This is a genomic window from Duganella kummerowiae (assembly GCF_053572355.1).
This window is the reverse complement of record NZ_JBKFEH010000017.1, coordinates 145,673-171,336: the sequence shown is the minus strand read 5'-3', so window position 1 is coordinate 171,336 and position 25,664 is coordinate 145,673. Positions and strand designations below refer to the sequence as shown.

Annotated in this window: 22 protein-coding genes and 1 pseudogene; 11 read left to right on the top strand and 12 right to left on the bottom strand. The window is 66.4% G+C overall.

Translation table 11 applies throughout. From position 1 onward, the window contains the following. Positions 1-50 precede the first annotated feature (50 nt). Positions 51-854 (top strand): DODA-type extradiol aromatic ring-opening family dioxygenase, encoded by an 804-nt coding sequence (locus tag ACLB1G_RS22245; protein ID WP_491629431.1) that lies wholly within the window; start codon positions 51-53, stop codon positions 852-854. Between the two features lie 15 nt (positions 855-869). Here ACLB1G_RS22245 and ylqF read toward each other — a convergent pair whose 3' ends face one another. Then, complete coding sequence (gene ylqF, locus ACLB1G_RS22240) at positions 870-1,793, bottom strand: ribosome biogenesis GTPase YlqF (protein ID WP_491629571.1); 924 nt, start codon at positions 1,791-1,793, stop codon at positions 870-872. Positions 1,794-1,933: 140 nt separating this feature from the next. On the opposite strand from ylqF, the gene ACLB1G_RS22235 reads away from it, so the two are divergent. Together ACLB1G_RS22235 and ACLB1G_RS22230 are read left to right on the top strand one after the other, a co-directional pair. After that, positions 1,934-3,919, top strand: a complete 1,986-nt coding sequence (locus ACLB1G_RS22235; protein ID WP_491629430.1) for an OPT family oligopeptide transporter — start codon at positions 1,934-1,936, stop codon at positions 3,917-3,919. A gap of 58 nt (positions 3,920-3,977) precedes the next feature. After that, entirely contained in the window at positions 3,978-5,981 is a 2,004-nt protein-coding gene (locus ACLB1G_RS22230; RefSeq protein WP_491629429.1) for an alpha/beta hydrolase family protein, read from the top strand. Here ACLB1G_RS22230 and ACLB1G_RS22225 read toward each other — a convergent pair. Beyond that, positions 5,959-6,885: a histone deacetylase family protein gene (locus tag ACLB1G_RS22225; RefSeq protein ID WP_491629428.1), complete on the bottom strand. Its 927-nt coding sequence runs from the start codon at positions 6,883-6,885 to the stop codon at positions 5,959-5,961. The two genes, ACLB1G_RS22230 and ACLB1G_RS22225, sit on opposite strands and share 23 nt — an antisense overlap. Positions 6,886-7,094: 209 nt before the next feature. Here ACLB1G_RS22225 and mltB point away from each other — a divergent pair, with 209 nt between their 5' ends. Further along, positions 7,095-8,258: a lytic murein transglycosylase B gene (gene mltB / locus ACLB1G_RS22220; protein WP_491629427.1), complete on the top strand. Its 1,164-nt coding sequence runs from the start codon at positions 7,095-7,097 to the stop codon at positions 8,256-8,258. A gap of 444 nt (positions 8,259-8,702) precedes the next feature. Continuing rightward, positions 8,703-9,041, top strand: coding sequence for a hypothetical protein (locus ACLB1G_RS22215; protein ID WP_491629426.1), 339 nt, complete (start codon positions 8,703-8,705; stop codon positions 9,039-9,041). Between the two features lie 95 nt (positions 9,042-9,136). Here ACLB1G_RS22215 and cysM read toward each other — a convergent pair whose 3' ends face one another. Next, positions 9,137-10,039 carry a cysteine synthase CysM gene (cysM, locus tag ACLB1G_RS22210; protein WP_491629425.1) on the bottom strand — a complete coding sequence of 301 codons (903 nt, stop codon included), beginning with the start codon at positions 10,037-10,039 and terminating at the stop codon, positions 9,137-9,139. Between the two features lie 177 nt (positions 10,040-10,216). On the opposite strand from cysM, the gene ACLB1G_RS22205 reads away from it, so the two are divergent. Both ACLB1G_RS22205 and ACLB1G_RS22200 read left to right on the top strand, forming a co-directional pair. Next, complete coding sequence (locus tag ACLB1G_RS22205) at positions 10,217-11,986, top strand: FAD-dependent oxidoreductase (protein ID WP_491629424.1); 1,770 nt, start codon at positions 10,217-10,219, stop codon at positions 11,984-11,986. Positions 11,987-12,192: 206 nt separating this feature from the next. Beyond that, positions 12,193-14,181 (top strand): methyl-accepting chemotaxis protein, encoded by a 1,989-nt coding sequence (locus ACLB1G_RS22200; RefSeq protein WP_491629423.1) that lies wholly within the window; start codon positions 12,193-12,195, stop codon positions 14,179-14,181. Between the two features lie 13 nt (positions 14,182-14,194). On the opposite strand, the gene ACLB1G_RS22195 is transcribed toward ACLB1G_RS22200, so the two are convergent. Then, positions 14,195-15,526 (bottom strand): MBL fold metallo-hydrolase, encoded by a 1,332-nt coding sequence (locus tag ACLB1G_RS22195; RefSeq protein WP_491629422.1) that lies wholly within the window; start codon positions 15,524-15,526, stop codon positions 14,195-14,197. Positions 15,527-15,822: 296 nt separating this feature from the next. Between ACLB1G_RS22195 and ACLB1G_RS22190 the strand changes: the two are divergent. The 3 genes and pseudogenes from ACLB1G_RS22190 to ACLB1G_RS22180 form a co-directional block, all read left to right on the top strand. Beyond that, positions 15,823-16,074 (top strand): annotated as a pseudogene (locus ACLB1G_RS22190) (O-methyltransferase); the annotation flags it as partial. Positions 16,075-16,196: 122 nt separating this feature from the next. Next, complete coding sequence (locus tag ACLB1G_RS22185) at positions 16,197-16,583, top strand: BPSL0067 family protein (protein ID WP_491629421.1); 387 nt, start codon at positions 16,197-16,199, stop codon at positions 16,581-16,583. 25 nt (positions 16,584-16,608) lie between these two features. Beyond that, positions 16,609-17,043 (top strand): STY0301 family protein, encoded by a 435-nt coding sequence (locus ACLB1G_RS22180; RefSeq protein WP_491629420.1) that lies wholly within the window; start codon positions 16,609-16,611, stop codon positions 17,041-17,043. 15 nt (positions 17,044-17,058) lie between these two features. On the opposite strand, the gene ACLB1G_RS22175 is transcribed toward ACLB1G_RS22180, so the two are convergent. Continuing rightward, entirely contained in the window at positions 17,059-17,544 is a 486-nt protein-coding gene (locus tag ACLB1G_RS22175; protein WP_491629419.1) for a GNAT family N-acetyltransferase, read from the bottom strand. A gap of 112 nt (positions 17,545-17,656) precedes the next feature. Between ACLB1G_RS22175 and ACLB1G_RS22170 the strand changes: the two genes are divergently transcribed. Further along, complete coding sequence (locus ACLB1G_RS22170) at positions 17,657-19,342, top strand: PQQ-dependent sugar dehydrogenase (RefSeq protein ID WP_491629418.1); 1,686 nt, start codon at positions 17,657-17,659, stop codon at positions 19,340-19,342. Between the two features lie 35 nt (positions 19,343-19,377). On the opposite strand, the gene ACLB1G_RS22165 is transcribed toward ACLB1G_RS22170, so the two are convergent. From ACLB1G_RS22165 to ACLB1G_RS22135, 7 genes are all read right to left on the bottom strand, one after another. Beyond that, entirely contained in the window at positions 19,378-20,754 is a 1,377-nt protein-coding gene (locus ACLB1G_RS22165) for a M20/M25/M40 family metallo-hydrolase (protein ID WP_491629417.1), read from the bottom strand. A gap of 130 nt (positions 20,755-20,884) precedes the next feature. Then, positions 20,885-21,190: a ComEA family DNA-binding protein gene (locus tag ACLB1G_RS22160; RefSeq protein ID WP_491629416.1), complete on the bottom strand. Its 306-nt coding sequence runs from the start codon at positions 21,188-21,190 to the stop codon at positions 20,885-20,887. Between the two features lie 103 nt (positions 21,191-21,293). Then, the gene (gene rfaE1 / locus ACLB1G_RS22155) at positions 21,294-22,238 is read right to left on the bottom strand and encodes a D-glycero-beta-D-manno-heptose-7-phosphate kinase (RefSeq protein ID WP_491629415.1); all 945 of its coding nucleotides are present in this window, start codon (positions 22,236-22,238) and stop codon (positions 21,294-21,296) included. A 2-nt stretch (positions 22,239-22,240) separates the two neighbouring features. Next, positions 22,241-23,611 carry a UDP-glucose dehydrogenase family protein gene (locus tag ACLB1G_RS22150; RefSeq protein WP_491629414.1) on the bottom strand — a complete coding sequence of 457 codons (1,371 nt, stop codon included), beginning with the start codon at positions 23,609-23,611 and terminating at the stop codon, positions 22,241-22,243. Positions 23,612-23,711: 100 nt separating this feature from the next. After that, positions 23,712-24,887, bottom strand: coding sequence for a lipopolysaccharide assembly protein LapB (gene lapB, locus ACLB1G_RS22145; RefSeq protein ID WP_491629413.1), 1,176 nt, complete (start codon positions 24,885-24,887; stop codon positions 23,712-23,714). A 36-nt stretch (positions 24,888-24,923) separates the two neighbouring features. Next, positions 24,924-25,226, bottom strand: coding sequence for a LapA family protein (locus ACLB1G_RS22140; RefSeq protein ID WP_491629412.1), 303 nt, complete (start codon positions 25,224-25,226; stop codon positions 24,924-24,926). A 120-nt stretch (positions 25,227-25,346) separates the two neighbouring features. Next, on the bottom strand, positions 25,347-25,652 hold the full coding sequence (locus ACLB1G_RS22135) for an integration host factor subunit beta (protein ID WP_161036683.1): 306 nt from the start codon (positions 25,650-25,652) through the stop codon (positions 25,347-25,349). Between the last annotated feature and the right edge of the window lie 12 nt (positions 25,653-25,664).

Below are 25,664 nucleotides of genomic sequence, written 5' to 3'. Positions count from 1 at the left end.
GCATGTTTGCGGCATTGATCGCCAGCCTGCGCAGGCCTAAGATGGCATCCATGAACACTACCTTACCCACTTATTTCCTGTCCCACGGCGGCGGCCCGTGGCCCTTCATGATGGACCAGGTCGGCCACCTGTACGGCAAGCTGGATGCGGCCCTGCGCGACATCCCGCGCCAGCTGGGCGCCACGCCGCGCGCCATCCTGGCCGTCACCGCGCACTGGGAAGGACGCGAATTCCTGCTCTCGTCCTCGCCGCGGCCGCCCATGATCTACGACTACGGCGGCTTCCCGCCACACACCTACCAGGTGCAGTACCCGGCGCCCGGCTCGCCCGAACTGGCGGCGCGCGTGCAGCAGCTGCTGGCGGATGGCGGCGTGACCTCCGTGCTGGATGCGCAGCGCGGCTTCGATCACGGCACCTTCAGCGCCCTGTATCCGGTCTATCCGCAGGCGGAGGTGCCCATCGTGCAGCTGTCGCTCAAGGCCGGGCTGGACCCGCTCACCCACCTGCAGGCGGGCCGGCTGCTGGCGCCGCTGCGGGACGACGGCGTGCTGATCATCGGCAGTGGCCTGAGCTACCACAACCTGCGCGCCTTCAACGCCCAGGGCGCGGCCGCCTCGCACGCCTTCGACGCCTGGCTGCGCGACACCATGGCGCTGACGCCAACCGAACGCAGCGAACGCCTGCTGCAATGGGAATCGGCTCCGGCGGCGCGCATGGCCCATCCGCGCGAGGAACACCTGCTGCCGCTGATGGTGGCGCTGGGCGCCGCCGAGAACGAGCCGGCCGCCGTGCCCTACCACGAGGATGCCTTCATGGGCGCCCTGGCCGTCAGCAGTTTCCGCTTCGGCAACTGAGACGGTAAGACGGGGTCAGGTACCGCGCTTGCCGTTGGCGGCGCGGGCCGCGCGCTCGGCGTCCTTGGCGGCTTTTTCGGCCGCTTTCACGGCCATGTCGGCCGCGTGCTGCTCCAGGCGCAGCTGGCGGCTGGCCGGGGTCTCCAGCGAGATGCGGCCCAGGGCGCCGCTGCGGTAGTCGCCCAGGAAGGTGTGGGCCGCCTTTTCATAATCGAGGTCGCCACCCTTCTGGCGGAAGCCGCGCTTCAGGCCCACGCCCTCCACCACGCCGATCGCATCCATCTTGTCCAGCTCCTTGAAGCCGTAGCGCGCCACCAGCAGTTGCGGATAGTCCTGCAGCAGCAGGCCGGCCAGGAATTCGGCCACTTCCTCCTCGATCAGCGCGTTGGAGCCGATGGCGTGGCTGGCGGCCAGCATCAGGCCGTCGCTGGGCAGCTCGATCTTGGGCCACAGCATGCCGGGCGTGTCCACCAGCACCGTGTTCTTGTCCAGGTAGAGCTTCTGCTGCTGCTTGGTCACGGCCGGCTCGTCGCCCACCTTGGCCACGCGCTTTTTCAAGAGCGCGTTCATCAGGGTCGACTTGCCGACGTTGGGTATGCCCATGATCATGATGCGCAGCGGCTTGGTCGGCACGCCACGGTGCGGCGCCAGCGCCTTGGACAGGTCCAGGATGCGCGCCACCTCGGCCGGCTTCTTGGTGGTCATGGCGTAGGCCGTCACGCCCTCCTGGGCGTTGTAATAGGCGGCCCAGGCGGCGGTGGCGGCCGGATCGGCCAGGTCGGTCTTGTTCAGGATCTTCAGGCAGGGACGCTGGCGGAACTTGCGCAGCTCCTCCACCATCGGGTTGCAGCTGGCCTCGGGCAGGCGCGCGTCCACCACCTCGATCACCAGGTCGGTGTTCTCCATCTGCTCGGCCGCCTTCTTCTTGGCGGCGTTCATGTGGCCCGGGTACCATTGGATAGACATGCTTATGCTCTCAAAATCGGTCAGTCAATCCACTATTTTACCTCCTGAGCCCAGCCGAGTCGGATATCATGGGGCGCTTCCAACCCAACCAACCCCTATCCGGAGTGCTTGACATGAGCATTGCAGTACCCGCCAATCCCAAGGAAATCACCCTACGAGGCGTGATCCTGGGGATACTGATCACCCTGATCTTCACTGCCGCACAAGTTTACCTGGGTCTGAAGGTGGGCCTGACCTTCGCCACCTCCATCCCCGCCGCCGTGATCTCGATGGCCCTGCTGAGCGCCTTCAAGGACGCCACCATCCAGGAAAATAACATCGTCCAGACCATCGCCTCGGCGGCCGGCACCCTGGCCTCGGTGATCTTCGTGCTGCCCGGCCTCCTGATGATAGGCTGGTGGACCCACGTGCCGTTCTGGCCCACCTTCGGCGCCTGCGCCATCGGCGGCGTGCTGGGCGTGATGTACACCATGCCGCTGCGGCGCGCCCTGGTGTCGCAATCCGACCTGCCCTATCCGGAAGGCGTGGCGGCGGCCGAGGTTCTCAAGGTCGGCATGGCTTCGCGCCAGGGCGCGGCCGAAGGCAAGGCCGGCCTGCTGGCCGTGGTCTGGGGCAGCGTCACGTCGGCCCTGTTCGCGGCCGGCGCCGCCGCCAAGCTGCTGGCGGCCGAAGTCTCGGTGTACTTCAAGACCGGCGCCGGCGCCACCGGCATCGGCGCTTCCAGCTCGCTGGCCCTGATCGGCGCCGGCCACCTGATGGGCATCACGGTCGGCATCGCCATGCTGGCCGGCCTGGCCATCGCCTGGGGCGTGCTGGTGCCGCTCATGACCTCTTTCACCCCGGCGGCGGAAGGCATGTCGGTGGCCGACCACGCGCTGTCGGTGTGGAAGTCGGACGTGCGCATGATGGGCGCCGGCGTGATCGGCGCGGCCGCCCTGGTGACCCTGGCCGGCCTGGCCCAGCCTGTGATCGGCGGCCTGAAGTCGGCCATGGAAACGGCGCGCCGCGCCAAACAGCAGGGCGCGGTGCTGGACCGCACCGAGCAGGACCTGCCCATCTTCATTGTCGGCCTGGTGACCATCATTTCCATGGTGCCGGCCGGCTGGCTGCTGGCCAGCTTCCTGCAGGGCGGCATCCTGGCCGGCCTGAGCGTGCCGCTGGTGGCGGTCGGCATCGGCTATATCCTGATCGCCGGCATGTTCGCCGCCGCCGTGTGCGGCTACATGGCGGGCCTGATCGGCTCCTCCAATTCGCCGGTGTCCGGCATCGCCATCCTGACCATCCTGGGCGCCGCCCTGAGCGTGGGCGCGGTGGGCCGCCACGTGATGGGACCGGACGTGGCGCACGCGCTGGTGGCGTTCTCGCTGTTCGTCACCACCGTGGTGCTGGCCGTGGCCGTGATCGGCAACGACAACCTGCAGGACCTGAAGACCGGCCAGCTGGTGGACGCCACCCCGTGGAAGCAGCAGGTTGGCCTGCTGGTCGGCGTGGTGGCCGGTTCCTGCGTGGTGCCGCCGGTGCTGGAACTGCTGAACCACGCCAACGGCTTCGCCGGCGCTCCCAACCTGGACGCCATTTCCGACCAGCCGCTGGCCGCGCCCCAGGCCGGCCTGATCTCGACCCTGGCCAAGGGCGTCATCGGCGGCAACCTGCCGTGGAACTACCTGGGCTACGGCGCCCTGATCGGCCTGGGCCTGGTGCTGGTCAACTTCGTGCTGAAGAAAGCCAGCAACGGTAAATACAGCCTGCCGCCGCTGGGCGTGGGCCTGGCCATCTACCTGCCCAGCGCCGTCACGGCGCCGGTGGTGGTGGGCGCCGTTACCGGCTGGCTGTTCGAGCGCGCGGTCGAGCGCAAGGCCGGCGGCGAGACCGCCAAGCGCCTGGGCGTGCTGGTGATGTCCGGCTTCATCGTCGGCGAGAGCCTGTTCAACGTCGCCATCGCCGGCTTGATCGTCGCTTCCGGCAACGGCGAGCCGCTGGCCATCGCCAACGGCCTGAGCGAAGGCCAGGGCATGCTGGTGGCGCTGGCGATCGGCGCCGCCATCGTCGGCGGCTTGTACCGCTGGTCGGCGCGCAGCGCGCAACAGGTCGCGGCCTGAATGGACAAATAGATAAGCCGGCTCTATCATTGCCTTTTCGGTAATGATGGGAGCTGGCATGCAACACCCTGTGTTCAAGTCCCTGCTGCTGGCCGCCGCGCTGGCGGCATCCCCGGCCACCGCCGCGCCGCCCCCGGTCCAGAGCTTCTTCCTCAGTCCCGCCACCAGCATGGTGGAACTGTCCCCCAAGGGCGGCTACGTGGCCATGGTGATACGCACGGCGGACGGCAAACAGGGCCTGGTGGTGCGCAGCACGGCGGCGCCGGAGCAAGCCACCGTGATCACCACCGCGGGCGAACTGGAGCGCTTCAGCGCGGTCCACTGGGTCAACGAGCAGCGCATCGGCTTCACCATCAAGGACCTGCGCAACGAATTCGAAGGCAACCTGGACGAATTTGCCGCCGACCGCGACGGCGCCAACGTGGTCCACCTCATCTCCGGCAACTGGCGGCACCGCCAGCAAAGCACGGGCAGCCTGATCGGCAGCCGCATCCTGACTTCCGACTACGCCTATTACTCGCCCACGCATGACGGCTCGGACGATATCCTGGTGCAGAAATTCGGCTGGAACGCGGTCGACCTGGCGCCCGAGCACAGCCGTTTGTACCGCCTGGACACGCGCACCCGCACCCTGCGCCCCGCCATGGAAGGCGCGCAGCCGCCGGCCAGCCTGGACTGGCTGACCGACGCCAGCGACGTGCCGCGCATCGTCACCATCGAGCGCAAGGGCCGCTGCATCGTGTCCTACCGCGCGCCGGAGGCAGACAGCTGGCAGGAAATCGCCAACTCCGACTGCTACCTGGACCGCCGCTACGCGCCGCTGTTCTTCGACGGCGCCGAGCAGCTGTTCGTCAGCGCTTCCTACCAGGGCCGCAGCGCCCTGTTCCGCTACAACCTCAAGACCATGCGCATGGAAGCCGAACCCTATGTGGACATTCCCGGCTTCGACTTCCAGGGCAGCCCGGTGATCGACTACGGCAGCGAGCGGGTGCTGGGCCTGCACCTGGTCACGGACGCCCGCACCACGGCCTGGTTCTATCCCAGCATGAAGGAGATACAGTCCAGGCTGGACGCCCTGCTGCCCGGCACCAACAACCTGATCCACTGCCCCGCCAACTGCAAGGATGCCCCGGTGCTGCTGGTGGAATCGTCTTCCGACCGCCAGCCGCTGCAGTACATCCTGTACTACCGCGCCAGCGGCAAGCTGGTGGGGCTGGGCGGCAGCCACCCGGCCATCCAGCCGGCCGCCATGGGCAAGCGCGAGTTCCTGCGCTACCAGGCGCGTGACGGACGCCAGATACCGGCTTACCTCACCCGTCCGGCCGACGCGCCGGCCGGGCCGCTGCCGGCCGTGGTGCTGGTACACGGCGGCCCCTGGCTGCGCGGCGGCTCCTGGGAATGGGAGGCCGAAGCCCAGTTCCTGGCCTCGCGCGGCTACCTGGTGATCCAGCCCGAATTCCGCGGCGGCACCGGCTTTGGCGCCGAGCACTTCCGGGCCGGCTGGAAGCAATGGGGCCTGGCCATGCAGGACGACCTGGCCGACGCCGCGCGCTGGGCCATCGCCCAGGGCTGGGCCGATCCCAGGCGCGTCGCCATCATGGGCGCCAGCTATGGCGGCTACGCCACCCTGATGGGACTGATCAACAATCCGGAACTGTTCCGCTGCGGCGTGGAGTGGGCCGGGGTGACCGACATCGGCCTGAAATTCACGGTGGTGGGCTCGGATGCGCCGGAGGAATACCTGAACTACGGCGCCCGCACCCTGATCGGCGATCCGGAACGCGACGCCGCCCAGTTCCGGCGCACCTCGCCGCTGCTGCGCGCGGCCGAGATCCGCCAGCCGCTGCTGATGGCGCACGGCGCCGAGGACCGCCGCGTTCCGCTGGAACACGCAACCCGCCTGCGCGACGCCGTCAAGGCCGCCAATCCCGCCGTCACCGCCATCATTTACAACAACGAGGGCCACGGCTGGCGCCACGATGACAACAACATCGACTTCTGGACCCGGGTCGAAGCCTTCCTGGACCGTAACCTGAAGCCTACAGCTCCGCCAGCGCCTTGACGTGGGCCACCACGCTGCGGCCCAGGGCGGACAGGTTGTAGCCGCCCTCCAGGCAGCTGACGATGCGGCCCTGGGCGTACAGGCGGGCCACCGCCATGATCTGCTCCGTGATCCAGGCATAGTCGGCTTCCACCAGGCCCATGCCGCCGATGTCGTCCTCGCGGTGGGCGTCGAAGCCGGCCGAGATGAAGATCATCTGCGGACGGAAGGCGTGCAGCGCCGGCAGCCATTGCTCCGTCACCAGCTGGCGCACCGCGTCGCCCCGGGTGTGGGCCGGCACCGGCACGTTCACGCTGTTGGCCGTGATCGGCGGCGGCTCCGAGTAGGGATAGAAGGGATGCTGGAAAAAGCTCACCATCAGCGCGCGCGGCTCGCCGCGCAGGGCTTCCTCGGTGCCATTGCCGTGGTGGACGTCGAAATCCACCACCGCCACCCGCTCCAGCCCGCGCACGTCCAGCGCATGCTTGGCCGCCACCGCCACGTTGTTGAACAGGCAGAAGCCCATCGGTTCCACCGGCCGCGCATGGTGGCCGGGCGGGCGGATGGCGCAGAAGGCGTTGGCGATCTCGCCGTCCAGCACGGCGTCGGTGGCCGCCACGGCCGCGCCGGCGGCGCGCTGGGCCGCCCTCCAGCTCCAGGCGTTGAGCGAGGTATCGCCGTCGATGGGATAGGTCTCGCCCTCGGCCGGCACGTTGTCGCGCACGATGCCGATGGCGTTGCGGCTGTGGTTGCGCTCCAGGTCGGACAACGCCACCAGCGGCGCCTCGCGGTGCTCCAGCAAGTCGCTGATGTGGGAGCCGATCAGCTGGTCGGCGATGGCGCGCAGCCGGGCCGGCGATTCCGGATGCCAGTCGCCCATGTCGTGGCGTTCGCAATCGGGATGGCTGTATATGGCGGTGGTCATGGGGTGTGGTTCTGGTATAAATGCCGGGTAGGCGCTAATCTACCACGGGCGCGCCCGCCCCGGTTGCGGCGCCGCCTGCGCCGCACCGTCCAGGATGAATAGTGCTTGGAATCAATGGATCCTGGATTACAATCCAGACAGGCTGCCTCCAGCCTGCGCTACATCCCGCCCCGCCCGCCTTGTGCTGACTACTTGCTGATGATTTGCCGATGACTTCTTTGCTGCAACTATTCTCCCCCACCGCGCGCCGCGCCGCCGCCCTTGGCCTGGGCGCCCTGCTGCTGGCCGCCTTCCCCGCGCAGGCGGCCCAGAAGGTGGACCCGTATGGCTACACCCTGCCGGGCGCCGGCAAGGCCAAGAAAAAAAAGGCCGAGCCCAAGAAGAAGCCGGCGCCCAGCGTCGACTACGTGGGTGAATTCGTCAACTTCGGCGAATGGAAGGAGGTGGGCGCTTTCCTGGACGAGATCGCCGCCCGCGACGGCTTTACCCGCGCCGAGCTGGACGCACTGATGGCGCAGATACGCTATGTGGACGCGGCGGTGCAGCTGATCAAGCCAGCCCCGCCAGGCAAGCCCAAGAACTGGCAAGCCTACAGCAAGCTGTTCGTGGAACCGGTGCGCATCGCCGCCGGGGTCAAGTTCTGGAACGAGAACGCCGACGCCCTGGCGCGCGCCGAATCCCTGTATGGCGTGCCGGCCGAAATCATCGTCGGCATCCTGGGCGTGGAAACCGTGTATGGCCGCAATACCGGCCGCTTCCGCGTGCTGGACGCCTTGACCACCCTGGCCTTCGCCTATCCCGACACGCCGCAAAAGGCCGAGCGCATGGCCTTCTTCCGGGGCGAACTGGAAGCCACCCTGCTGTATGCGCGCCAGGCCGGCATCGATCCGCTGTCGCTGCGCGGCTCGTACGCGGGCGCGATCGGCATGCCGCAATTCATGCCCGGCAGCCTGCTCAAGTATGCGGTGGACTTCGATGGCAGCGGCCAGGTCGACCTGCTGGGCTCGGCCAGCGACGCCATCGGCAGCGTGGCGGCCTTCCTGGTGGCCCATGGCTGGAACCGCGACCACAGCGGCCCGGTCGTGTACGCCGCCAGCGTGTCGCCCAGCCGCGCCTGGGAAGGCATGCTGAACCGCGGCCTGAGCGCCAGCTACAGTCCGGCCGAGCTGGCGGCGGCCGGCGTGACGGCGTCGGTGGCGCCGCCGGAGCAGCGCAAATATGGCCTGGTGGACTTGCAAAACGGCGCCGAGGCCACGGAATACTGGTTGGCGAACGACAATTTCTTCGCCATCACCCAATACAACCGCAGCTATTTCTACGCCATGTCGGTAGTGGAACTGGGACGCGCAGTCCGGCTGGCGCGGGACGGCTGAGAGCGGGGTTGAGAGGTGTAAGCAAGCGTAAGCAATCTTGCCGTGGGGCCATGCCACCGCTATCTTGAAGATAACACTTGGAAGGACAATATTGCCTTTGAGTTCGCTTCCAATGAATCGTGCGGCAACTTTTAGCAGTTACAATACAATTAACTTTGCCTGAGACACAGAAGGTGCGCCGCTAGCATATCATGGCAACCGGTGTATAATTCTCACACAATGTTGCAGTCAGACAACAATACTCTGCGTGTACACTCATTTTTTTATTGCTTTTGAGTACGAGATTGCATGATGTTGTACAATTGTGTATATATTATGAAACTTGTCCTCCCGGAATCCGTCCGTGTGTAAATGCGTTCCTTGGTAAGGATGAACAGCGCAGCAAGAGCGAGCTCCGAGTGTTTCACTTCGCAAGATAGACAACTTTACAAGAAGGAACAGAGCATGACAAACCAAGTCGGCATCGATATGAACAACGAAGGTGGAGAAGGCGACGATCTGCTGCAGTACAACCCGAATCGTCTGCTGGACACGCTGATTGAAAACCTGCGCCTGAAAAACGACGCAGCCCTGTCGCGCGCGCTGGAAGTGGCGCCGCCCGTGATCAGCAAGATCCGCCACCACCGCCTGCCGGTCGGCGCCTCGCTGCTGATCCGCATGCACGAGGTCAGCGACCTGAGCATCCGCGACCTGCGCTACCTGATGGGCGACCGCCGCAACAAGTTCCGCATCAGCGACAAGCAGTTCAAGCCCAAGGAAGGCAGCGAACCCAGCCAGGGCTAAGCCCGGCGGCCGGCGCGGCCGCCCTGTCCCCGGCGGGGGATGGGCGGCCGCGCGCGGCGCTTCCTGCAGGCTCGGCGCCGTTGGCGCCCCCCCTGTCAGGCCGGGAACACCCCGGTCGACAAATAGCGGTCGCCCCGGTCGCACACGATGAACACGATGGTGGCGTTCTCCACCGTTTGAGAGATGCGCAAGGCAATCTCGCAGGCCCCGGCGGCCGAAATCCCGCAGAATATCCCCTCCTCGGCCGCCATGCGGCGCGCCATGTGCTCGGCTGCGGCCTGGCTCACCGATTCCACCCGGTCCACGCGGCTGCGGTCGAAGATCTTGGGCAGATAGGCTTCCGGCCATTTGCGTATGCCCGGTATCTGCGAGCCATCCTCGGGCTGGGCGCCGATGATCTGCACGTCCGGATTCTGCTCCTTCAGGTAGCGCGACACGCCCATGATGGTGCCGGTGGTGCCCATGGCCGACACGAAATGGGTGACCCGGCCCTCCGTGTCACGCCAGATTTCCGGCCCGGTGGCGTCGTAGTGGGCGCGCGCATTGTCCTGGTTGGCGAACTGGTCGAGGATCACGCCCTTGCCGTCGCGCTGCAGCTGCTCGGCCATGTCGCGCGCGTATTCCATGCCGCCGGTCTTGGGCGTCAGCATGATCTGGGCGCCGTAGGCCGCCATGCTCTGGCGCCGCTCCACGCTCAGGTTTTCCGGCATCAGCAGCAGCATCTTGTAGCCGCGCAGGGCGGCCGCCATGGCCAGCGCAATGCCGGTGTTGCCGCTGGTGGCTTCGATCAGGGTATCGCCGGGCTTGATGTCGCCGCGCTCCTCGGCGCGCTTGAGCATGGACATGGCGGCGCGGTCCTTGACCGAACCGGCCGGGTTGTTGCCCTCCAGCTTGCCGAGGATGATGTTGTTGCGCGCGGCGGCGGCGGCGCCCGGAATACGAGTCAGCTGCACCAGCGGGGTGTTGCCTATCGTGTCTGCCACAGTTTTGTAAGCCATCGTCTAGTCTGAGTGTGTCGCGAAAGTAAACATTTTAATCCGACTTGCCGGGCGCCGTGTTGGCGGCCCTCTGCCTAAGGCCAGAAGCAGCCTGCAAGTCTTTGCCGTCCGCCCCCGCCATGCGCTAGACTGCCGGTAACCGCAGCATCCCGCAACCGTTTCCACTTTGGACAGCCCATGGCCACCACCACCCTGGAATTCCTCCCCGAGACCACGCCCGACGAACAGGTGCCCGCGCCCATGCTGGACTATGAATCGCGCAAGCACCAGATCTTCCCCACCCTGTCGGCGGCCGACATCCGCCGCATGCGCCCGTTCGGCTACCCGCGCCAGTTCAAGGATGGCGAGACCACCTTCGAATCCGGCCGCAACACCTTCGGCCTGATGCTGGTGCTGTCCGGCGCGGTCGAGATCAGCCGCCACGACGGCCTGGGCAACACCGCCGTGATCACGGTGCACACGCCGGGCCAGTTCAGCGGCGAAGTGGCCCAGCTGTCCGGCCGCCCGGCGCTGGGCAATGGCCGCGCCATCGGCGACGTCGAAGTGCTGGTGGTGCCGTCCGACCAGCTGCGCGCCCTGCTGATCGCCCACGCCGAGCTGGGCGAGCGCATCGTGCGCGCCCTGATACTGCGCCGGGTCGGCCTGATCGAGCAGAACTCCGGCGGCCCGGTGCTCGTGGGGCCGCGCGGCCACGGCCGCATCCATGCGCTGCAAAGTTTCCTGTCGGCCAACGGCCATCCCTACCTGGCGCTCGATCCGCAGGATGACAGCCAGGCCAGCGCGCTGCTGGAGCACTACCACCCGACGCCGGAGGAACTGCCGCTGGTGGTGTGCCCCGACGGCGTGGTGAAGAAGAATCCCAGCGTGGTCGATATCGGCCGCTGCCTGGGCATGCTGCCGGAACTGAGCAGCGAGAAAGTGTGGGATGTGATCGTGGTGGGCGCCGGTCCGGCCGGGCTGGCCACCGCCGTGTACGCGGCCTCGGAAGGCTTGTCGGTGCTGGCGCTGGAAACGCGCGCCTACGGCGGCCAGGCCGCCGCCAGCGCCCGCATCGAGAACTACCTGGGCTTCCCCACCGGGGTCTCGGGCCGGGCCCTGGCCGGGCGCGCCTACGTGCAGGCGCAGAAGTTCGGGGTCGAGGTGGCGATACCGGCGCCGGCCGGGCGCCTGATCTGCGACACCTATCCGCTGCAGGTGGAAATGTGCGGCAGCCTGACGCGCCTGCAGGCCAGGACCGTGGTGCTGTCCTGCGGCGCGCGCTACCGCCGGCCCTCGCTGGCCAACCTCAAGCAGTTCGAGGGCAAGGGCGTGTACTACTGGGCTTCGCCCATCGAGGCCAAGCTGTGCAAGACGCAGGAAATCATCCTGGTCGGCGGCGGCAACTCGGCCGGACAGGCGGCCGTGTTCCTGTCCGGGCACGCCTCCAAGATCCACATGCTGGTACGCGGAGAGGGCCTGGCCGCCACCATGTCGTCCTACCTGATCGAGCGCATCCGCGCCACCCCCAACATCGTGCTGCACACGCATACCGAGATCGTGGCGCTGGAGGGCGACGAGGATGGCCTGCAGCAGGTGCGCGTGCGCCACCACCAGAGCGGCGAGGAGCGCGACTACAACGTCTGCCGCGTATTCCTGTTCATCGGAGCCGATCCCAACACGGGCTGGCTCGGCGACTGCGGGGTGGACGTGGATGGCCACGGCTTCATCCGCACCGGCTTCGACGTCACCAAATCGCAGTGCAAGGCCAACTTCGCCCAAGGCGTGTATCCGCCCGACCTGCCCTCGCGCGCCGCGCTGGAAACCAGCGTGCCGGGCGTGTTCGCCATCGGCGACGTGCGCGCCGGTTCCACCAAGCGGGTGGCGGCGGCGGTGGGCGAAGGCGCGGCCGTGGTGGCGCAGATCCACAACTTCCTGGCCAACCTGCCGGCCGACAAGGCCAAGGCTTGACACAGTGACTTTTTATTGCCATAAACCAAGGTTATAAGTAGACTGTCATGCGTTGTCCCGCCCCCCCCTGGACGTGGCATCGCATCACTCTCGCCCAAAACCTGCGAGCGGCTCCAGGCTATCCATGCCTGGAATTCCTGAATTCGCAGGTTTCACCGCATCCGGGTGGCCTGCCTAACGGACCGGCCACAAGCCGGCTCAAGGCAATGTTGAAATCAATCTTCCGTCCCGGCACCCGTGTCATGCGCAGGCTGCGCATGCCTTCCAAGTTTGCATTGATCATTGTCACGCTGCTCATCCCGCTGTTCATGCTCACCTATCTCTACGTGGCCAAGACCAATGCCGACCTGGAATTCGTGGCCAACGAGCGCGCTGGCGTCGAGCAGTTCCACGCCATCGGCAAGGTTGCCGAGCTGAGCCTGCGGCATCGCGGCAACACCCTGCTGCCACTGATGGGATTGGGCCCGGACGGCGGCCAGGACGGGAGCGGCGCCGCGCTGGATGCCGCCCTGGACGGCCTGGAGCAGGCGCTGGCCAAGGATGACCCATTCCAGCTGGCTGGCCAGCTACGGCAGATCCGGCAGGACTGGCGGCAGACCGGTTCCGCCAGCTACACGGCAGTGGAGCAAGTGACGGCCAGCTACGGCAAACTGGACGCCGCCATTGCCGCCTTCGAAGCACAAGTCGATGAACGCTCGCAGCTGGCGCTGGACCCGGACGTGGCCAGCTACTACCTGATGATTGCTGGCACCGACAAATTGCCTGCGCTGGTCACCCACCTGGCGCCGCTGCGCGGGCTGGCCGCCTACGCCGCCGCCCGTCCGGAAGAACTGGGGCCGCTGCGGCTGCGCATGGCGGGCTTCATCACGCTGGTGGAGTCGGCCAGCACGGATGCGCAGGCGGCCATTGCGCGCGCCGGCGCCGCCCGTCCCGACCTGGTGGCCCGCATCGACGCCAGGCGCTTCGCCTCCATCGAGCGCTACCTGGCGCGCATCCGGCGCGACATCATGAGCGGCAACAGCAACGAGGCCCGGTCGCTGTTCGACGACGCCGACGCCGCCCTGGCCGACGTGGTCAAGCTGCGCGACACGGCGCTGGCGGCGCTGGACGCCGAGCTGGCCGAACGCCAGCAGGACTTGCGCAATGACCGCTTGCGCATGCTGCTGGGCGTGTCCGCCGCGCTGGCAGTGGCCGCCTACTGCCTGGTGTCATTCTTCCTGTCGGCCCAGAGCGGCTTCCGCACCATCGCCGAACGGGTCGAGCGGCTCAGCCGGGGCGACCTGGTGCCGCCATCGGCCGCGTCCGGCACCGATGAGATTTCCGAATCGCTGAACCGCTTCGGCACGGGCGTGGGCGCGCTGGCCGTGATCGTGCAGGGCGTGCGCGTGTCGGCCGAGTCCATCGGCCACGCCACCGCTGAAATCGCGGCAGGCAACAGCGACCTGGCCGCGCGCGGTTCGCGCATTGCCGGCACCGTGCAGCAGACCGCAGCCAGCATGCAAGCCCTGGCCGGGCAAGTCACGTCCAACCAGGCCAGCGCACACCAGGCCACCGAACTATCGGCCCAGGCGCTGCAGGCGGCGGAGTCGGGCGCCGCCATCGCGACGCAGGCAATGGAGAAAATGAACGAGATCACGGCCTCGTCGCGCCTGATCGGCGAGATCACGGAAGTCATCAATGGCATCGCCTTCCAGACCAACATCCTGGCGCTCAATGCAGCCGTGGAGGCGGCGCGCGCCGGCGAACAGGGCCGCGGCTTCGCCGTCGTGGCGTCCGAGGTACGCAACCTGGCCCAGCGCTGCGCCGTGGCCGCCAAGGAAATCGGCGACCTGATCAAGACTTCCATCGGCAGCGTCGAACATGGCGCCCGCTTCGTCAACCAGGCCGGCGGCGCCATGGGCGACATCATGCAGTCGGTACGGCAGCTGTCCGACATCGTCGGTCAAATCAGCGCGGCCTCGAGCGTCCAGTCGGAGCAGATCCGCAGCCTGGCCGGCGCCGTGGCGGAAGTCGACGCCAGCACCCAGGAGAATGCCGCCATGGTGGAAGAAATCGCCGCCGCCGTGATGGCTCTGGACGAACGGGCGAGCTTCCTGTCCGATTCGGTCAAGTCATTCAAGACCGGCGCCGCGGCGCCAGGCCATGAGCACGAAGCACGCGCCGCCGCGCAGGCGCCGCGCCTGCTGAACGCCTGAGGCGGAGGCCCGGTCAAGACCGAGCTTGCAGGCGCCGGAGCTGCGCTGCCTGGTAGGCGCCGATGGCGTTATCGAACAGGCAGCGTATCAGCGGGTCGTCCACCACGTCGGCCTGCAGGATGTCCTCGTTCACCAAGCCGTCGTTGATGCGCATGTACATGGAGGTCAGCGACTCGCCCAGGGCCAGTCCCGCATACAGCTTGGCCATGGGGATTTCCGTGGTCCATGCAAGCTCGCCCTCCTCCGCCGGGGCGATGCGGTCGCCGTGCACGCGGTAACGGAAGCTGGTGGCGCCGCCTTCGTGGTCGTACACGGTCAGCAGCCAGATGCGCGGCTGCCCGAAGTAGCTGTCCGGCGGCAGTTCCATGTCGCGGTAGGTGTCCAGCAGGCCGTGGGCGCAGAAATCCAGCACCCGGTCGCGCTGCCCGTCCGTCAGCGGAGGGAAGCGGCGCGCGATATCGGCCGTGGGCGGCGGCACGGTATCGGGATCGTATTCGAAGTCCACATCCTGCTCGCCGACCGGGATCACCCACGGCAGCGGCGCGGCCGCATGCAGGCCGTGCGCGTCCAGCTCCACCGCCACCGAGGGATTCAGGCGCAGCACGCGCGAGCGCGGCAGGATCGCGGCCAGCTCGCGTTCGAACCGGCGGTAGGTGATGGGGAACATGGCGTGGTTGTACCAGGACCATGGCTCCTGCACGAACTGGCAGGAACTGGGCACCACGTAGCGCGGGGCCAGCGCCTGCAGCTGCCCTGCCCACTCCTCCGGCAGTTCTGGAAGCGTACGCAATGTGGGCAGTGAGCGTGAGGGCGAGATGACATCGATCTCGCGCATGGTCTGGAAGGGCCACAGCACCATGTCCCACGGCGCGTGCGCGGCCAGCAGCGGCAGGGTTTCCGGGTCCATCCAGGCGTCGACCACGTTGAGCACGTTCAGTCCCTGGGCGCGGATGTGGAACATGGAATCCACGTCCGACTCCAGCGCCTTGCGCGGGATGATGTCGAATGGCCCCACCTGCACCGGCGTGTCGATGGCCAGCGCGTGGACTTCCGCGAAGCCCAGGGCCCGTATCATGGCGAACAATTCCTCGAACAGGCAGTACATGTAGATGGGCGTGCTGCGCTCCAGCAGGTCCAGGCTCTCCAGCGAGCAGTGGTCGTCGTGCAGGTGCGAGATGAACACGGCGTCCGGGCGCCACTGGCGGATTTGCTCCTGGTCGAAGCGCACGCCGGGAAATGCGTGGCAGTTGCGGCTGAACGGGTTCTCGAACACCGGGTCGAAGGCGACCACCGTGCCCTCGCATTCGAACACATAGCCGGCGTGCAGGATGCGCGAGATCTTCATGCGGCCTCCCCGTTCAGGCGGTACAGCTAAGTGCACGGCATCTTGGCCAGCGCATCGGAATGGATGCGGATTCCAGGATGGTGGAAACCAGGCCGGCGGATCGGGCCTGCCTGGGCTGCCTGCTCGAGGAGATGACGGTCTTTGGGTGTGTGTTCATGAGTGAGGCAGGGAACGCGAATATGAAATATGAAGGATTCTTCAAATTATAGCCGTACTTGAACTGCACCCACCCTGACCACCGCGCCCATCGCACCGCTGCTGGAACGCCTGTTTGCCGATGCCGATACCACGCCAATGCAGAATTCGGCGCCTCGCTCGGCATCTCCACCATCCACCTGGCGGCTGCCCTGCGTGACAACGGCGGCGGGCGGCTGATCACCAGCGAATTCGAGCTGTCCAAAGTGGCGTGCGCCCGCCAGCACCCGCAAGAGGCGGGCCTGCACGACCTGGTGGAGATACGCGCCGGCGACGCGCTGGACACGCCCGCCGCCGGCTACCTCTCCATTCCGTTCGCGGACGATGTCGAGCTGTCTGTCAAATTATCCTGACCAGCATTTGAGACGGCTCAATTGCCGCTTGCCCACAACGACAGCGATTGTGTTGGCTTAAGGCGCCAGAGACAGGCCCGCAATAGATTCGAGACCTTGATCACACCACAAGGAGACTCGACGTGTCTTACATCTATTCCAAAGCAGCGGAACTGAAAGGGCAGCCTGTCGTGGGCAGCCGCCAATGCGTGGCACTGGTCCAGCACTACGCTGGCGCACCAGTCACCTCAAATTGGCGGCAAGGCGAAACAGTGCTGGGAAATGCGACGATCAAACCCGGTACGGCGATCGCCACTTTCGTCAAAGGCCGTTATCCCAACCATAGCCATGGGAATCACGCGGCGCTCTATGTAGGGCAAACAGTGGACGGAATCTACATCGCCGACCAATGGAAGGCTAACGGCAAAACCGAAATATCGGTGCGCCTAATACGCTCGCTGGGAAAAGATAAGAAGGGCAACTATGTTCGCGCGAGTGACAACGCCGATGCCTTCTTTGTTATTGAGTGAGGCATGGATGAAAACCTCTTGTCACATGAAAGCGCATTGGAGTGTCGGAATCATGGCGTGCTTGTGGATGGCGCCGGCTGCTCCTGGTGCGACCACTTCATCTTTCGATTGTCCGAAGTCCATCGAGCAGAAGTCGATACATATCTCAGGGACGCCGCCCGGCTGGAATACTTACGTCGATGCGCCGCTCTATCTTCATTCCGCTGCGCCGATGAGCGGGCCACCAGAGCAACTGGGCGAGCTTGTGGACTTCAAGCAGACCCAGGGCAAGGGCTACTGGACCCACATCTATCAGCTCGATGGCAAATTCTCGCAAGGGAAGTGGCTGGTATGCAGCTACGGTGAATCCGATCAGGTCAAGCTATCGAAGAAGTTGGCTGACCACATCCAGTCCTGTTCTTTCACTTTCCGCAAAGGGAAGTATGTTGGACAAAACGACGTCCGGATAGAGTGCAGGTAAGCGAACCGCTCGGCACTAAGCAGGCGCCAGCCACTCCATTTTTTGCACGATGATATGCGGGTGGCTGTCCAGTGGCTCCCATTCCGGCAGGAAGACGAAGCCCTGGCGGCGGTAGAAGGCTGCGGCGCGGGCATTGTCGGGCGAGACGTCCAGCACGATGCGGCGCTGGCCCAAGGCCGCCACGCGCGACTTGACGCGATCGACCAGCGCGCCCGCCACGCCATGGCCACGGTATTCAGGCCGTACCCACATGCCGATCAGGTTGCACTCGCCGTTGTCGGCAACGTAGTGGCCCGCCATGCCGGCCGCCGCTCCGTCCACGAAGGCCAGCAGGTATTCGGCCGGCGAGCGGCCGGCGGCGCGGTCGCGCCATTGCGCGTCGGTGTAGGCGGCAGCCGTGGCGTGGCGCAGGCCAAAGGCCGTTGGAGCATCCAGTAGCGCGGCCAGGCGTACGTCGCGCAGGAGTTCCCAGTCTTGTTCTTCAGTGGTGCGAATGATCATCTGCCCATGGTAGCGTACTTCCTGCCACCGCCTAAAAAAATCATGCGGCTGAGCGCCTGCGCCGCATGCGGATGGCATACATTTATGCGCTGATCTCCTCAACTGCAAAACCATGAAACCTTACCTGATGCAGTCTGCAAGCTTGCTCGCGGGCGGTTTGTTGGCCGCCCCGCTGCAAGCCGCGGCGCCGGACACCGTGTCCACCGGCCAGCAATACTTCCAGCGCAACTGCGCCATCTGCCACAGCACCACGGCCGCCAACGGCGCCGGTCCCGGCCTGGGCGGCCTGCTGGGCCGCAAGCTGGGCGGCGCCGAGGGTTATAACTACTCCGCCGCGCTGAGCAAGGCGGGCGATTCCGGCCAGACCTGGAGCGCGGCCTCGCTGGACGCTTTCCTGGCCAACCCCTCCCAGGTAGTGCCCGGCACCACCATGCCGCTCAACGTCGCCAGCGCGGCCGACCGCAAGGCGCTGGTCGCCTACCTGTCCACGCTCAAGGCCGTGAAAGCGACACCGACTGCGGCAGCCGCCGCGCCGGCCGCCCGCCCGGAGTGGATGGACGACGGCCCCGGCAAGATGCACCACCTGAAAGCCAGCGAACTGCACCAGCCCTACGCCACGCCCAGCGCGGGCAACTCGCCCAAGGTGGTGGCGCGTCCCGCCGGCGCCCTGCCCGCCGTGCCGCCCGGCTTCAAGATCAACCTGTACGCCGAAGACCCGGACAAGGGCCGTTTGATGATACGGGCGCCCAACGGCGACGTGTTCGTGTCGGTGCCCAGCAAGGGGTTGATCAAGGTATTCCGCTCCTCGACCGGCGAGAAGGCCGACACCACCAGCGTGTTCGCCTCCGGCCTGGACCGCCCGTTCGGCATCGCCTTCTATCCGTCCAGCGGCGAACCGCGCTATTTGTACGTGGCCACCGTCAACCAGGTGCTGCGCATCCCCTACGAAAATGGCCAGCTCAAATCGGAGGCCGCGCCGCAGGTGGTGGTACCGCGCCTGACCGAGGCCAAGGGCGCGCACAGCTCGCGCACGCTGGTGTTCTCCAGCGACGACAAGCTGATGTTCGTCTCGATAGGCTCGGCCACCAATGTGGCCGACACCATGACGCCGGCCCCGCCGCTGCCGCTGCCTGAATGGGAGCGCAAATACGCGGTGGGGGCGGCCTGGGGCGATGAACTGGACCGCGCCGTGGTGCTGGCCTTCGATCCCGAAGGCGGCGCGCGCCGCACCTACGCCACCGGCCTGCGCAACTGCGTCGGCATGGTGCCCTACCCGCCCACGCGCGAGTTGCTGTGCAGCGTGAACGAGCGCGATGAATTGGGCGACCGCCTGCCTCCCGATTACGTGACGCGCGTGGCGCCGGGCAGCTTCTACGGCTGGCCGTGGTACTACATCGGCGCCAACGAGGATCCGCGCCTGGCGGGCAAGCGTCCCGACCTGAAGGCCAAGGTCAGCACGCCGGACGTGCTGCTGCAGGCGCACTCGGCGCCGCTGGGCATGGCGCCCTATCTGCCGCCGGCGGGCGCTCGCCACGCCTTTCCCAAGGAGTATGAAAGCGATGTGTTCCTGGCGCTGCACGGCTCCTGGAACGCCGCCACCCGCACCGGCTCCAAGGTGGTGCGCCTGATGATGAAGAATGGCGTACCGACCGGCGCTTACCAGGACTTCGTGACCGGCTGGATCGTCAGCGACAAGGAAGTCTGGGGCCGGCCCTCATCCGTGCTGGTGGCTGCCGACGGCGCGCTGCTGGTGGACGATGACGCCAGCGGCACCATCTGGCGCATCGTGCCGGACTGACGCCTGCGCGCCCTACGCGCCACGCCAGGCTGCGCTCAGCGCAGCGGCGTGGGATAGCTTGCGGGGCTGACGTTGCCATCCTTGTCGACCGCCTGCACGCCGAAGAAGTAGTTGTCCTTCGACAGCGGCATCTTCACCTCGGTGACATTGCCGACGAATTTGCTGCCCTGCCAGTCGGCCGCCGTGGTTTCGCGCCACACCACGCGGTAGCCTGCCAGGTCGGGTTCGGTGTTGGGCTGCCACAGCAGCGAGGTGTCGTTTTCCAGCTGGGCCGTGCGCACCTGCACCTTTTGCGGCGAGGCCGGCGCCAGCGCCAGCGAGGCCAGCGCCGCCGCGTTCACGCGCGCCACCCTGGCGATGTAGTTGAAGTCGTCGTACTCGATCATGTCGCCGATCACCACGCCGTTTTCGGTGCGCACGTTCTGGTGCTGGTGGTTGAAGTCCTCGTTGGGCTCGGTGAAGCGCAGGGCCGCATAGCCACGTTCCAGGAAGGGCATATGGTCGCCGCCGCGCAGGTAGCGGTCGCGGCGCTGGATGATGCTGACCTTGAAGTTGGGCACATAGCGCTCGCCGGCCGCCTTGACGGCGCGCGCCAGCTGGCGCGACAGGGAATCGTTCTCGCCGCCGGTCTGCACCAGGGTGCGCACGGTGTCGCTGTTTTCTTTCTGCACCGGCAGGGCTTCGGCAAACAGGCGCACCTGGCTGTCGTCCACCCTGCCATGCTCGTCGCGCGAGCTGCCGATGATATCGTTGGTGAACATGCCGGCGATGTTCAGATTTTTCTGCCTGGCCTGCTCGGCCCAGTGGGCGGCGCCCAGCAAGCCCTGCTCCTCGGCCGCCACGGCCATGAACACGATGGTGGCGTCGAACTGGTACTTGGCCATGACGCAGGCCATTTCCATCACGGCGGCGGTGCCGGAGGCATCGTCGTTGGCGCCGGGGGCGAAGCCGGTGGCGTCCATGATGTCGGTATTGCGCGAATCGTAGTGGCCGCTGACCACGTACATGCGCTCCACCGAGGCAGCCTGGGCGCCGGGCAGGGTGGCGACCACGTTGACGATCTCGGTTGGGCGGCTGATGCGGGCCGAGACCGGCGCGATATGGCTATCGAAGGTCACCTGCAGGCGGCCGCCCTGGGCCGCGCCGCAGCGTTCCAGCTCGCTCTTGATCCAGCGCCGCGCGGCGCCTATGCCCTCGGTGTCGGAGACGGTGTCGGACATGGTGTGGCGGGTCTTGAAGCCGACCAGCTTGCGGATATAGGCCTCGATGCGCTGCGGCGACACCTGGGCGACGATCTGCTCTATCTGGGCCTGGCGGCGGTTGGGGTCCGGTTCGGATGGCGCGGCCTGGGCGGCGAAGGCGGCGGCGGTCAGCGCGCCGGCCAGCAGACGTGGAACAAAGGTAGGGGTCATGGACATCCTTCTCGTGAAAGTCAGTTGCTGAACTGGCTATCTTCTCACGAAGCGGAATGCGGGAAGTATCAGATTGTAAGGTTGTTGCGGAGGGAGGGAACAAGCGCCCCCTCCCCGTACAGCATCAAACTTATTTCCTGACCTTGGCCTCAGCCGGGGCTGCGCCTTCCTTGGACTTGCCGTTGACCGTCAGGCCGGCTTCGGACAGGCGGGGGGCATTCTTGCCGCCTATGCCTTTGACACGCGCTTCCAGGTCGGCCCAGTCCTTGAACTCGCCCTTGCCGCGCGCCTCCAGGATGGCCTTGGACTTGGCCGGGCCGATGCCGCGCACGCTGTCCAGCGCGGCCGCATCGGCCTTGTTGACGTCCACCTGGGCAAAAGCCAGGTTCATGGCGGCCACCAGCGTGACCACGGCCAGCATCAGTTTTTTCAGCATGAGTCGTCTCCAATAACGGTTGGCAACAGGCAGGACGCGGCGCGTCCTGGACCTGCGTATCCAACAGCATGGCCGACGAAAGAACAGGCCGTGTTGCGCCAGCTCAGCCGAACAGTTCTTCGCGCGTGACGGTGGCCGTGCCCAGCTTGCCGACCACGATGCCGCCGGCCCGGTTGGCGGTCTGCACCGCCTCGTTCCAGCCGGCGCCCGCGCCCAGCATGGCGGCCATGGTGGCGATCACAGTGTCGCCCGCGCCGGACACGTCGAACACTTCGCGCGCCTCGGTCGGGATGTGGAAGATGTCCTGTTCCGTGTACAGCGTCATGCCCTCTTCCGAGCGGGTCAGCAGCAGCGCGTCCAGTTTCAGCTCGGCGCGCAGCTGCCGGGCCTTGGCGGTCAGCTGTTCCTCGCTGTTCCAGCCACCCACGATGCGGCGCAGCTCGGACTTGTTGGGCGTCAGCACGGTGGCGCCGGCGTAGCGCGAGAAATCGTCGCCCTTGGGATCGACCATCACCACCTTGCCGGCCGCGCGGGCCGAGGCGATCATGTCGGCCACGTTGACCAGGCTGCCCTTGGCATAGTCGGACAAGACGATCACGTCGTAGTCCGCCAGCAGCGCCTTGAACTGCAGCAGTTTGTCGCGCAGCACGGTGTCGGTGGGCGCTTCCTCGAAGTCGATGCGCACCATCTGCTGCTGGCGCCCGATCACGCGCAGCTTGATGATGGTGGAGATGGCTTCGTCGCGCTTGAGGTAGCTGTGGATGCCGCCGCCGGCCAGCAGCTGCTCCACCTCGGTCCCGGCCTCGTCGTTGCCGACCACGCCCAAGAGGCCCGCGTGCGCGCCCAGCGCGGCGGCGTTGCGCGCCACGTTGGCGGCGCCGCCCAGGCGCGCCTCGCGCTTCTCGATGCGCACGATGGGCACCGGGGCCTCCGGCGAGATGCGCGAGACATCGCCGAACCAGTAGCGGTCCAGCATGACGTCGCCCACCACCAGGATGCGCACCCGGTCCAGCGCCGGGGCGGTATAGGAAATGACGGCTGGGCTCATGGTCATGCTTCGCGGGTGAGAATGGAACGGCCAATGCCGTGGTATTCAAAGCCGGCTTCCGCCATCACCTGCGGCTCGAACAGGTTGCGCCCGTCGATGATGACGGCGTGCTTGAGGGCAGCCTTGATCTTGTCGAAGTCCGGGCTGCGGAAGGCCTTCCATTCGGTGACGATGATGAGCGCCTCGGCGCCCTCCAGCGCATCCATGGGCGCGGCGGCGAAACGGATGCGCGCCAGCTCATCGGGCGTGAAGTCCAGCGCCAGCACGCGCCGGGCTTCTTCCATGGCGACCGGGTCGTACACCGCCACCGTGGCGCCGGCGTCGATCAGCTGGCGCAGCAGCACGCGCGACGGCGCTTCGCGCATGTCGTCGGTGTTCGGCTTGAAGGCCAGGCCCCACAGGGCGAAGTGCTGGCCGCTCAAGTCCTCGCCGAAGCGCTTGGCCACTTTCTGGCCCAGCACCAGCTTCTGGCGGTCGTTGACGGCTTCCACCGCGCGCAGTATCAGCAAGTCCTGGTCGTACTGGCGCGCGGTGCGCTCCAGCGCCTGCACGTCCTTGGGGAAGCAGGAGCCGCCATAGCCGGCGCCGGCGTACAGGAAGCTGTGGCCGATGCGCGGGTCGGAACCGATGCCATGCCGCACCGCCTCGATGTCCACGCCGACGCGGTCGGCCAGGTTGGCCAGCTCGTTCATGAAGGAGATGCGGGTGGCCAGCATGGCGTTGGCCGCATACTTGGTGAATTCGGCCGAGCGCACATCCATCCAGTGGGTGCGTTCGTGGTTGCGGTTGAAGGGCTTGTACAGCTTGCGCATCAGGGCGTGCGCGCGTTCACCCTCGGGCGTGTAGTCGCAGCCAATCACGATGCGGTCCGGACGCATGAAGTCCTCGACTGCCGCGCCCTCTTTCAGGAACTCGGGATTGGACACCACGGCAAAGCTGCTGCGCTCGCCGCGCGCATCGAGTTCGGCCTGCACGGCAGCCTTGACGCGGTCGCCGGTGCCGACCGGCACGGTGGACTTGTCGACGATGACCTTGAAGCCCGTCATGTGGCGGCCGATGCTGCGCGCGGCAGCCAGCACGTATTGCAGGTCGGCCGAGCCGTCCTCGTCCGGCGGAGTGCCGACCGCGATGAACTGCAGCTCGCCGTGCGCCACCGAGGCCGCCACATCGGTGGAGAACTGCATGCGGCCGGCGGCGCGGTTGCGCGCCACGATGTCGGCCAGGCCGGGTTCGTGGATCGGGATGCCGCCGCTGTTGAGCAGGTCGACCTTGGCCTGGTCGACGTCCAGGCAGAACACGTCGTTGCCCAGTTCGGCCAGGCAGGCCCCGGTCACCAGGCCTACATAGCCGGTGCCAATGATGGTGATTTTCATAGTGTCGCCTACAAGAGAGCTCGGCCACCGGCGCGGCGGCCGCAGGTGGTATTACACCGCAACGGGCATCTGGCAGCTACCCATGCGGCGTAAAACCGGGTTAATTCATCACATTCAATTCTTCGGTGCGGCGCGGCGGGTAAGTCTCCCAGCGGCTGCAACCAGGGCAATGCCAGTAAAACTGGCGCGCCTTGAAGCCGCAGTGGCTGCACTGGTAGCGCGCCAGCTTCTGGGTGTAGCCGTGCACCAGGTTTTTCACCATGGTCAGTTCCGGCACCACGGCGGCCGGCGCATCCATCAGGCGCGCTTCCAGCAGCTTGTCCAGTCCCAGCAGGGTCGGCGTGCGGCGCAGCTCCTCGCTGACCAGCTGCTTGGCGGCGCTCACGCCATCGAGTTCCAGCACGGCCTTGTACACCACCTCGATCAGGTCGATGGAAGATGCCTGCTCCAGGTAGGATTTCAAGAGGTTGACGCCTTCCTGCGGGCGGCCCACCTTGCGATAGCCATCCATCAGGCGCTGCGCCACCAGCGCCACGTGCGGCACGCTTTGCTGCTCGACGCGGCGCCAGGTCAACAGCGCGCCCTCGACGTCACCCTCGGCCAGCTGGGTGTCGCCAGTGAGGATGGTGGCGCGCACATTGGTGCGGTCGGCCTGCAGCGATTTCTCCAGCAGCGGCTTGGCCTGCTCCGGGTGCATGTGCACCAGCGCGTCCTGCGCCAGCTCGCAGTAGAACTGGGCGATTTCCTTCTGGCGCGAGCCGGCGCCGGCTTCCTGCAGCCCGTGGGCGGCGTCGATGGCGCGCGTCCACTCCTTCTCGCGCTGGAAGATCTCCAATAACGCGCGCCGCGCCTGCACCCCGTACTGGCTCTCGGTCAGGCGGTTGAAGGTTTCCTCGGCGCGGTCCAGCAGGCCGGCCTTCAGGTAGTCCATGCCCAGTTCGTACATGGCGTGGTCGTGCTGCTCCTGCGGCAGGTCGGGACGCGCCAGCAGGTTCTGGTGCACGCGGATGGCGCGCTCGGTCTCGCCGCGGCGGCGGAACAGGTTGCCGAGCGCGAAGTGCATATCGGCCGTTTCCGGGTCCAGGCGTACGATCTCGATGAAGGCGTCCACCGCCTTGTCGGGCTGGTCGTTGAGCAGGAAGTTCAGGCCCTTGAAATAGCCGCGCGGCAGGCTGCGCGATTCCGACACCAGTTGGCGTATGTCGACGCGCGCCGCGATCCATCCCAGGCCGAAAAAGACCGGGATGCCCAATAACCACCAGAGTTCAAATTCCATGCTGTTTTATTGATTGTGTTACGGGAGATGCCGCCATCACTGGGCGTTGACGCCGTCCGGCTGCGGCTGCGCCTGGGCTTGCAGGGCCGATGCCTGCAGCGTATGGATGGTGGTCTTGTGCTTGCTGGTTTCGCGCCGGTGGCGGAACACGGTAGGGGTCAGCGCCAGTACGCCGAGGGCGGCGCCGGCCACGAAAAAGCCCAGCAGCATCAGCACCAGGGGGCCGCGCAAGTCATAGTGGAGGAACAGGTGCAGGTCCACTTCCTGCGTATTTTTCAGGGCAAAACCAAAAAACAAGACGAAAAGAACGAACCCGATCAGGGTGGAGATCACTTTCATTAGCCTGCTTCCTGTTCAGTTGTTTCCGAAGAGCGCCAGTATGGCACCAGAACCTCAATACGGCAAAAAAAAAGCGGCATCCAGGGACGCCGCTTTTTTGTCTCGATGCTGCCAGATGCTTCAGTCCTCGATGATGGGCTGGCCCACCATCGCATCTACCCGTTCGCGCAACTGCTTGCCGGGCTTGAAGTGCGGTACCCGTTTTTCCGGCACCATCACCTTGTCGCCCGATTTCGGGTTGCGCCCGATGCGCGGCGGCCTGCTGTTGAGGGCAAAGCTGCCGAAGCCGCGGATCTCGATGCGCTGACCGCTCGCCAGGGCGTTGGTCATCGCATCAAGGATGGTCTTGACGGCGTATTCCGCATCTTTGGCCACCAGCTGAGAGTAACGCTCAGCCAGGCGGTTGATCAATTCGGACTTGGTCATCTGGCGGCCGCC

What these genes read in the sequence shown, in the direction of transcription:
- ACLB1G_RS22200 (WP_491629423.1), top strand. Translation starts at nt 12,193, where the DNA reads ATGTTGAAATCAATCTTCCGTCCCGGCACCCGTGTCATGCGCAGGCTG.
- ACLB1G_RS22245 (WP_491629431.1), top strand. Translation starts at nt 51, where the DNA reads ATGAACACTACCTTACCCACTTATTTCCTGTCCCACGGCGGCGGCCCG.
- ACLB1G_RS22150 (WP_491629414.1), bottom strand. Translation starts at nt 23,611, where the DNA reads ATGAAAATCACCATCATTGGCACCGGCTATGTAGGCCTGGTGACCGGG.
- cysM (WP_491629425.1), bottom strand. Translation starts at nt 10,039, where the DNA reads ATGGCTTACAAAACTGTGGCAGACACGATAGGCAACACCCCGCTGGTG.
- ACLB1G_RS22215 (WP_491629426.1), top strand. Translation starts at nt 8,703, where the DNA reads ATGACAAACCAAGTCGGCATCGATATGAACAACGAAGGTGGAGAAGGC.
- ACLB1G_RS22180 (WP_491629420.1), top strand. Translation starts at nt 16,609, where the DNA reads ATGAAAGCGCATTGGAGTGTCGGAATCATGGCGTGCTTGTGGATGGCG.
- ACLB1G_RS22225 (WP_491629428.1), bottom strand. Translation starts at nt 6,885, where the DNA reads ATGACCACCGCCATATACAGCCATCCCGATTGCGAACGCCACGACATG.
- ACLB1G_RS22205 (WP_491629424.1), top strand. Translation starts at nt 10,217, where the DNA reads ATGGCCACCACCACCCTGGAATTCCTCCCCGAGACCACGCCCGACGAA.
- ylqF (WP_491629571.1), bottom strand. Translation starts at nt 1,793, where the DNA reads ATGAACGCCGCCAAGAAGAAGGCGGCCGAGCAGATGGAGAACACCGAC.
- ACLB1G_RS22160 (WP_491629416.1), bottom strand. Translation starts at nt 21,190, where the DNA reads ATGCTGAAAAAACTGATGCTGGCCGTGGTCACGCTGGTGGCCGCCATG.
- rfaE1 (WP_491629415.1), bottom strand. Translation starts at nt 22,238, where the DNA reads ATGAGCCCAGCCGTCATTTCCTATACCGCCCCGGCGCTGGACCGGGTG.
- ACLB1G_RS22135 (WP_161036683.1), bottom strand. Translation starts at nt 25,652, where the DNA reads ATGACCAAGTCCGAATTGATCAACCGCCTGGCTGAGCGTTACTCTCAG.
- ACLB1G_RS22235 (WP_491629430.1), top strand. Translation starts at nt 1,934, where the DNA reads ATGAGCATTGCAGTACCCGCCAATCCCAAGGAAATCACCCTACGAGGC.
- mltB (WP_491629427.1), top strand. Translation starts at nt 7,095, where the DNA reads ATGACTTCTTTGCTGCAACTATTCTCCCCCACCGCGCGCCGCGCCGCC.
- ACLB1G_RS22175 (WP_491629419.1), bottom strand. Translation starts at nt 17,544, where the DNA reads ATGATCATTCGCACCACTGAAGAACAAGACTGGGAACTCCTGCGCGAC.
- lapB (WP_491629413.1), bottom strand. Translation starts at nt 24,887, where the DNA reads ATGGAATTTGAACTCTGGTGGTTATTGGGCATCCCGGTCTTTTTCGGC.
- ACLB1G_RS22170 (WP_491629418.1), top strand. Translation starts at nt 17,657, where the DNA reads ATGAAACCTTACCTGATGCAGTCTGCAAGCTTGCTCGCGGGCGGTTTG.
- ACLB1G_RS22165 (WP_491629417.1), bottom strand. Translation starts at nt 20,754, where the DNA reads ATGACCCCTACCTTTGTTCCACGTCTGCTGGCCGGCGCGCTGACCGCC.
- ACLB1G_RS22230 (WP_491629429.1), top strand. Translation starts at nt 3,978, where the DNA reads ATGCAACACCCTGTGTTCAAGTCCCTGCTGCTGGCCGCCGCGCTGGCG.
- ACLB1G_RS22195 (WP_491629422.1), bottom strand. Translation starts at nt 15,526, where the DNA reads ATGAAGATCTCGCGCATCCTGCACGCCGGCTATGTGTTCGAATGCGAG.
- ACLB1G_RS22140 (WP_491629412.1), bottom strand. Translation starts at nt 25,226, where the DNA reads ATGAAAGTGATCTCCACCCTGATCGGGTTCGTTCTTTTCGTCTTGTTT.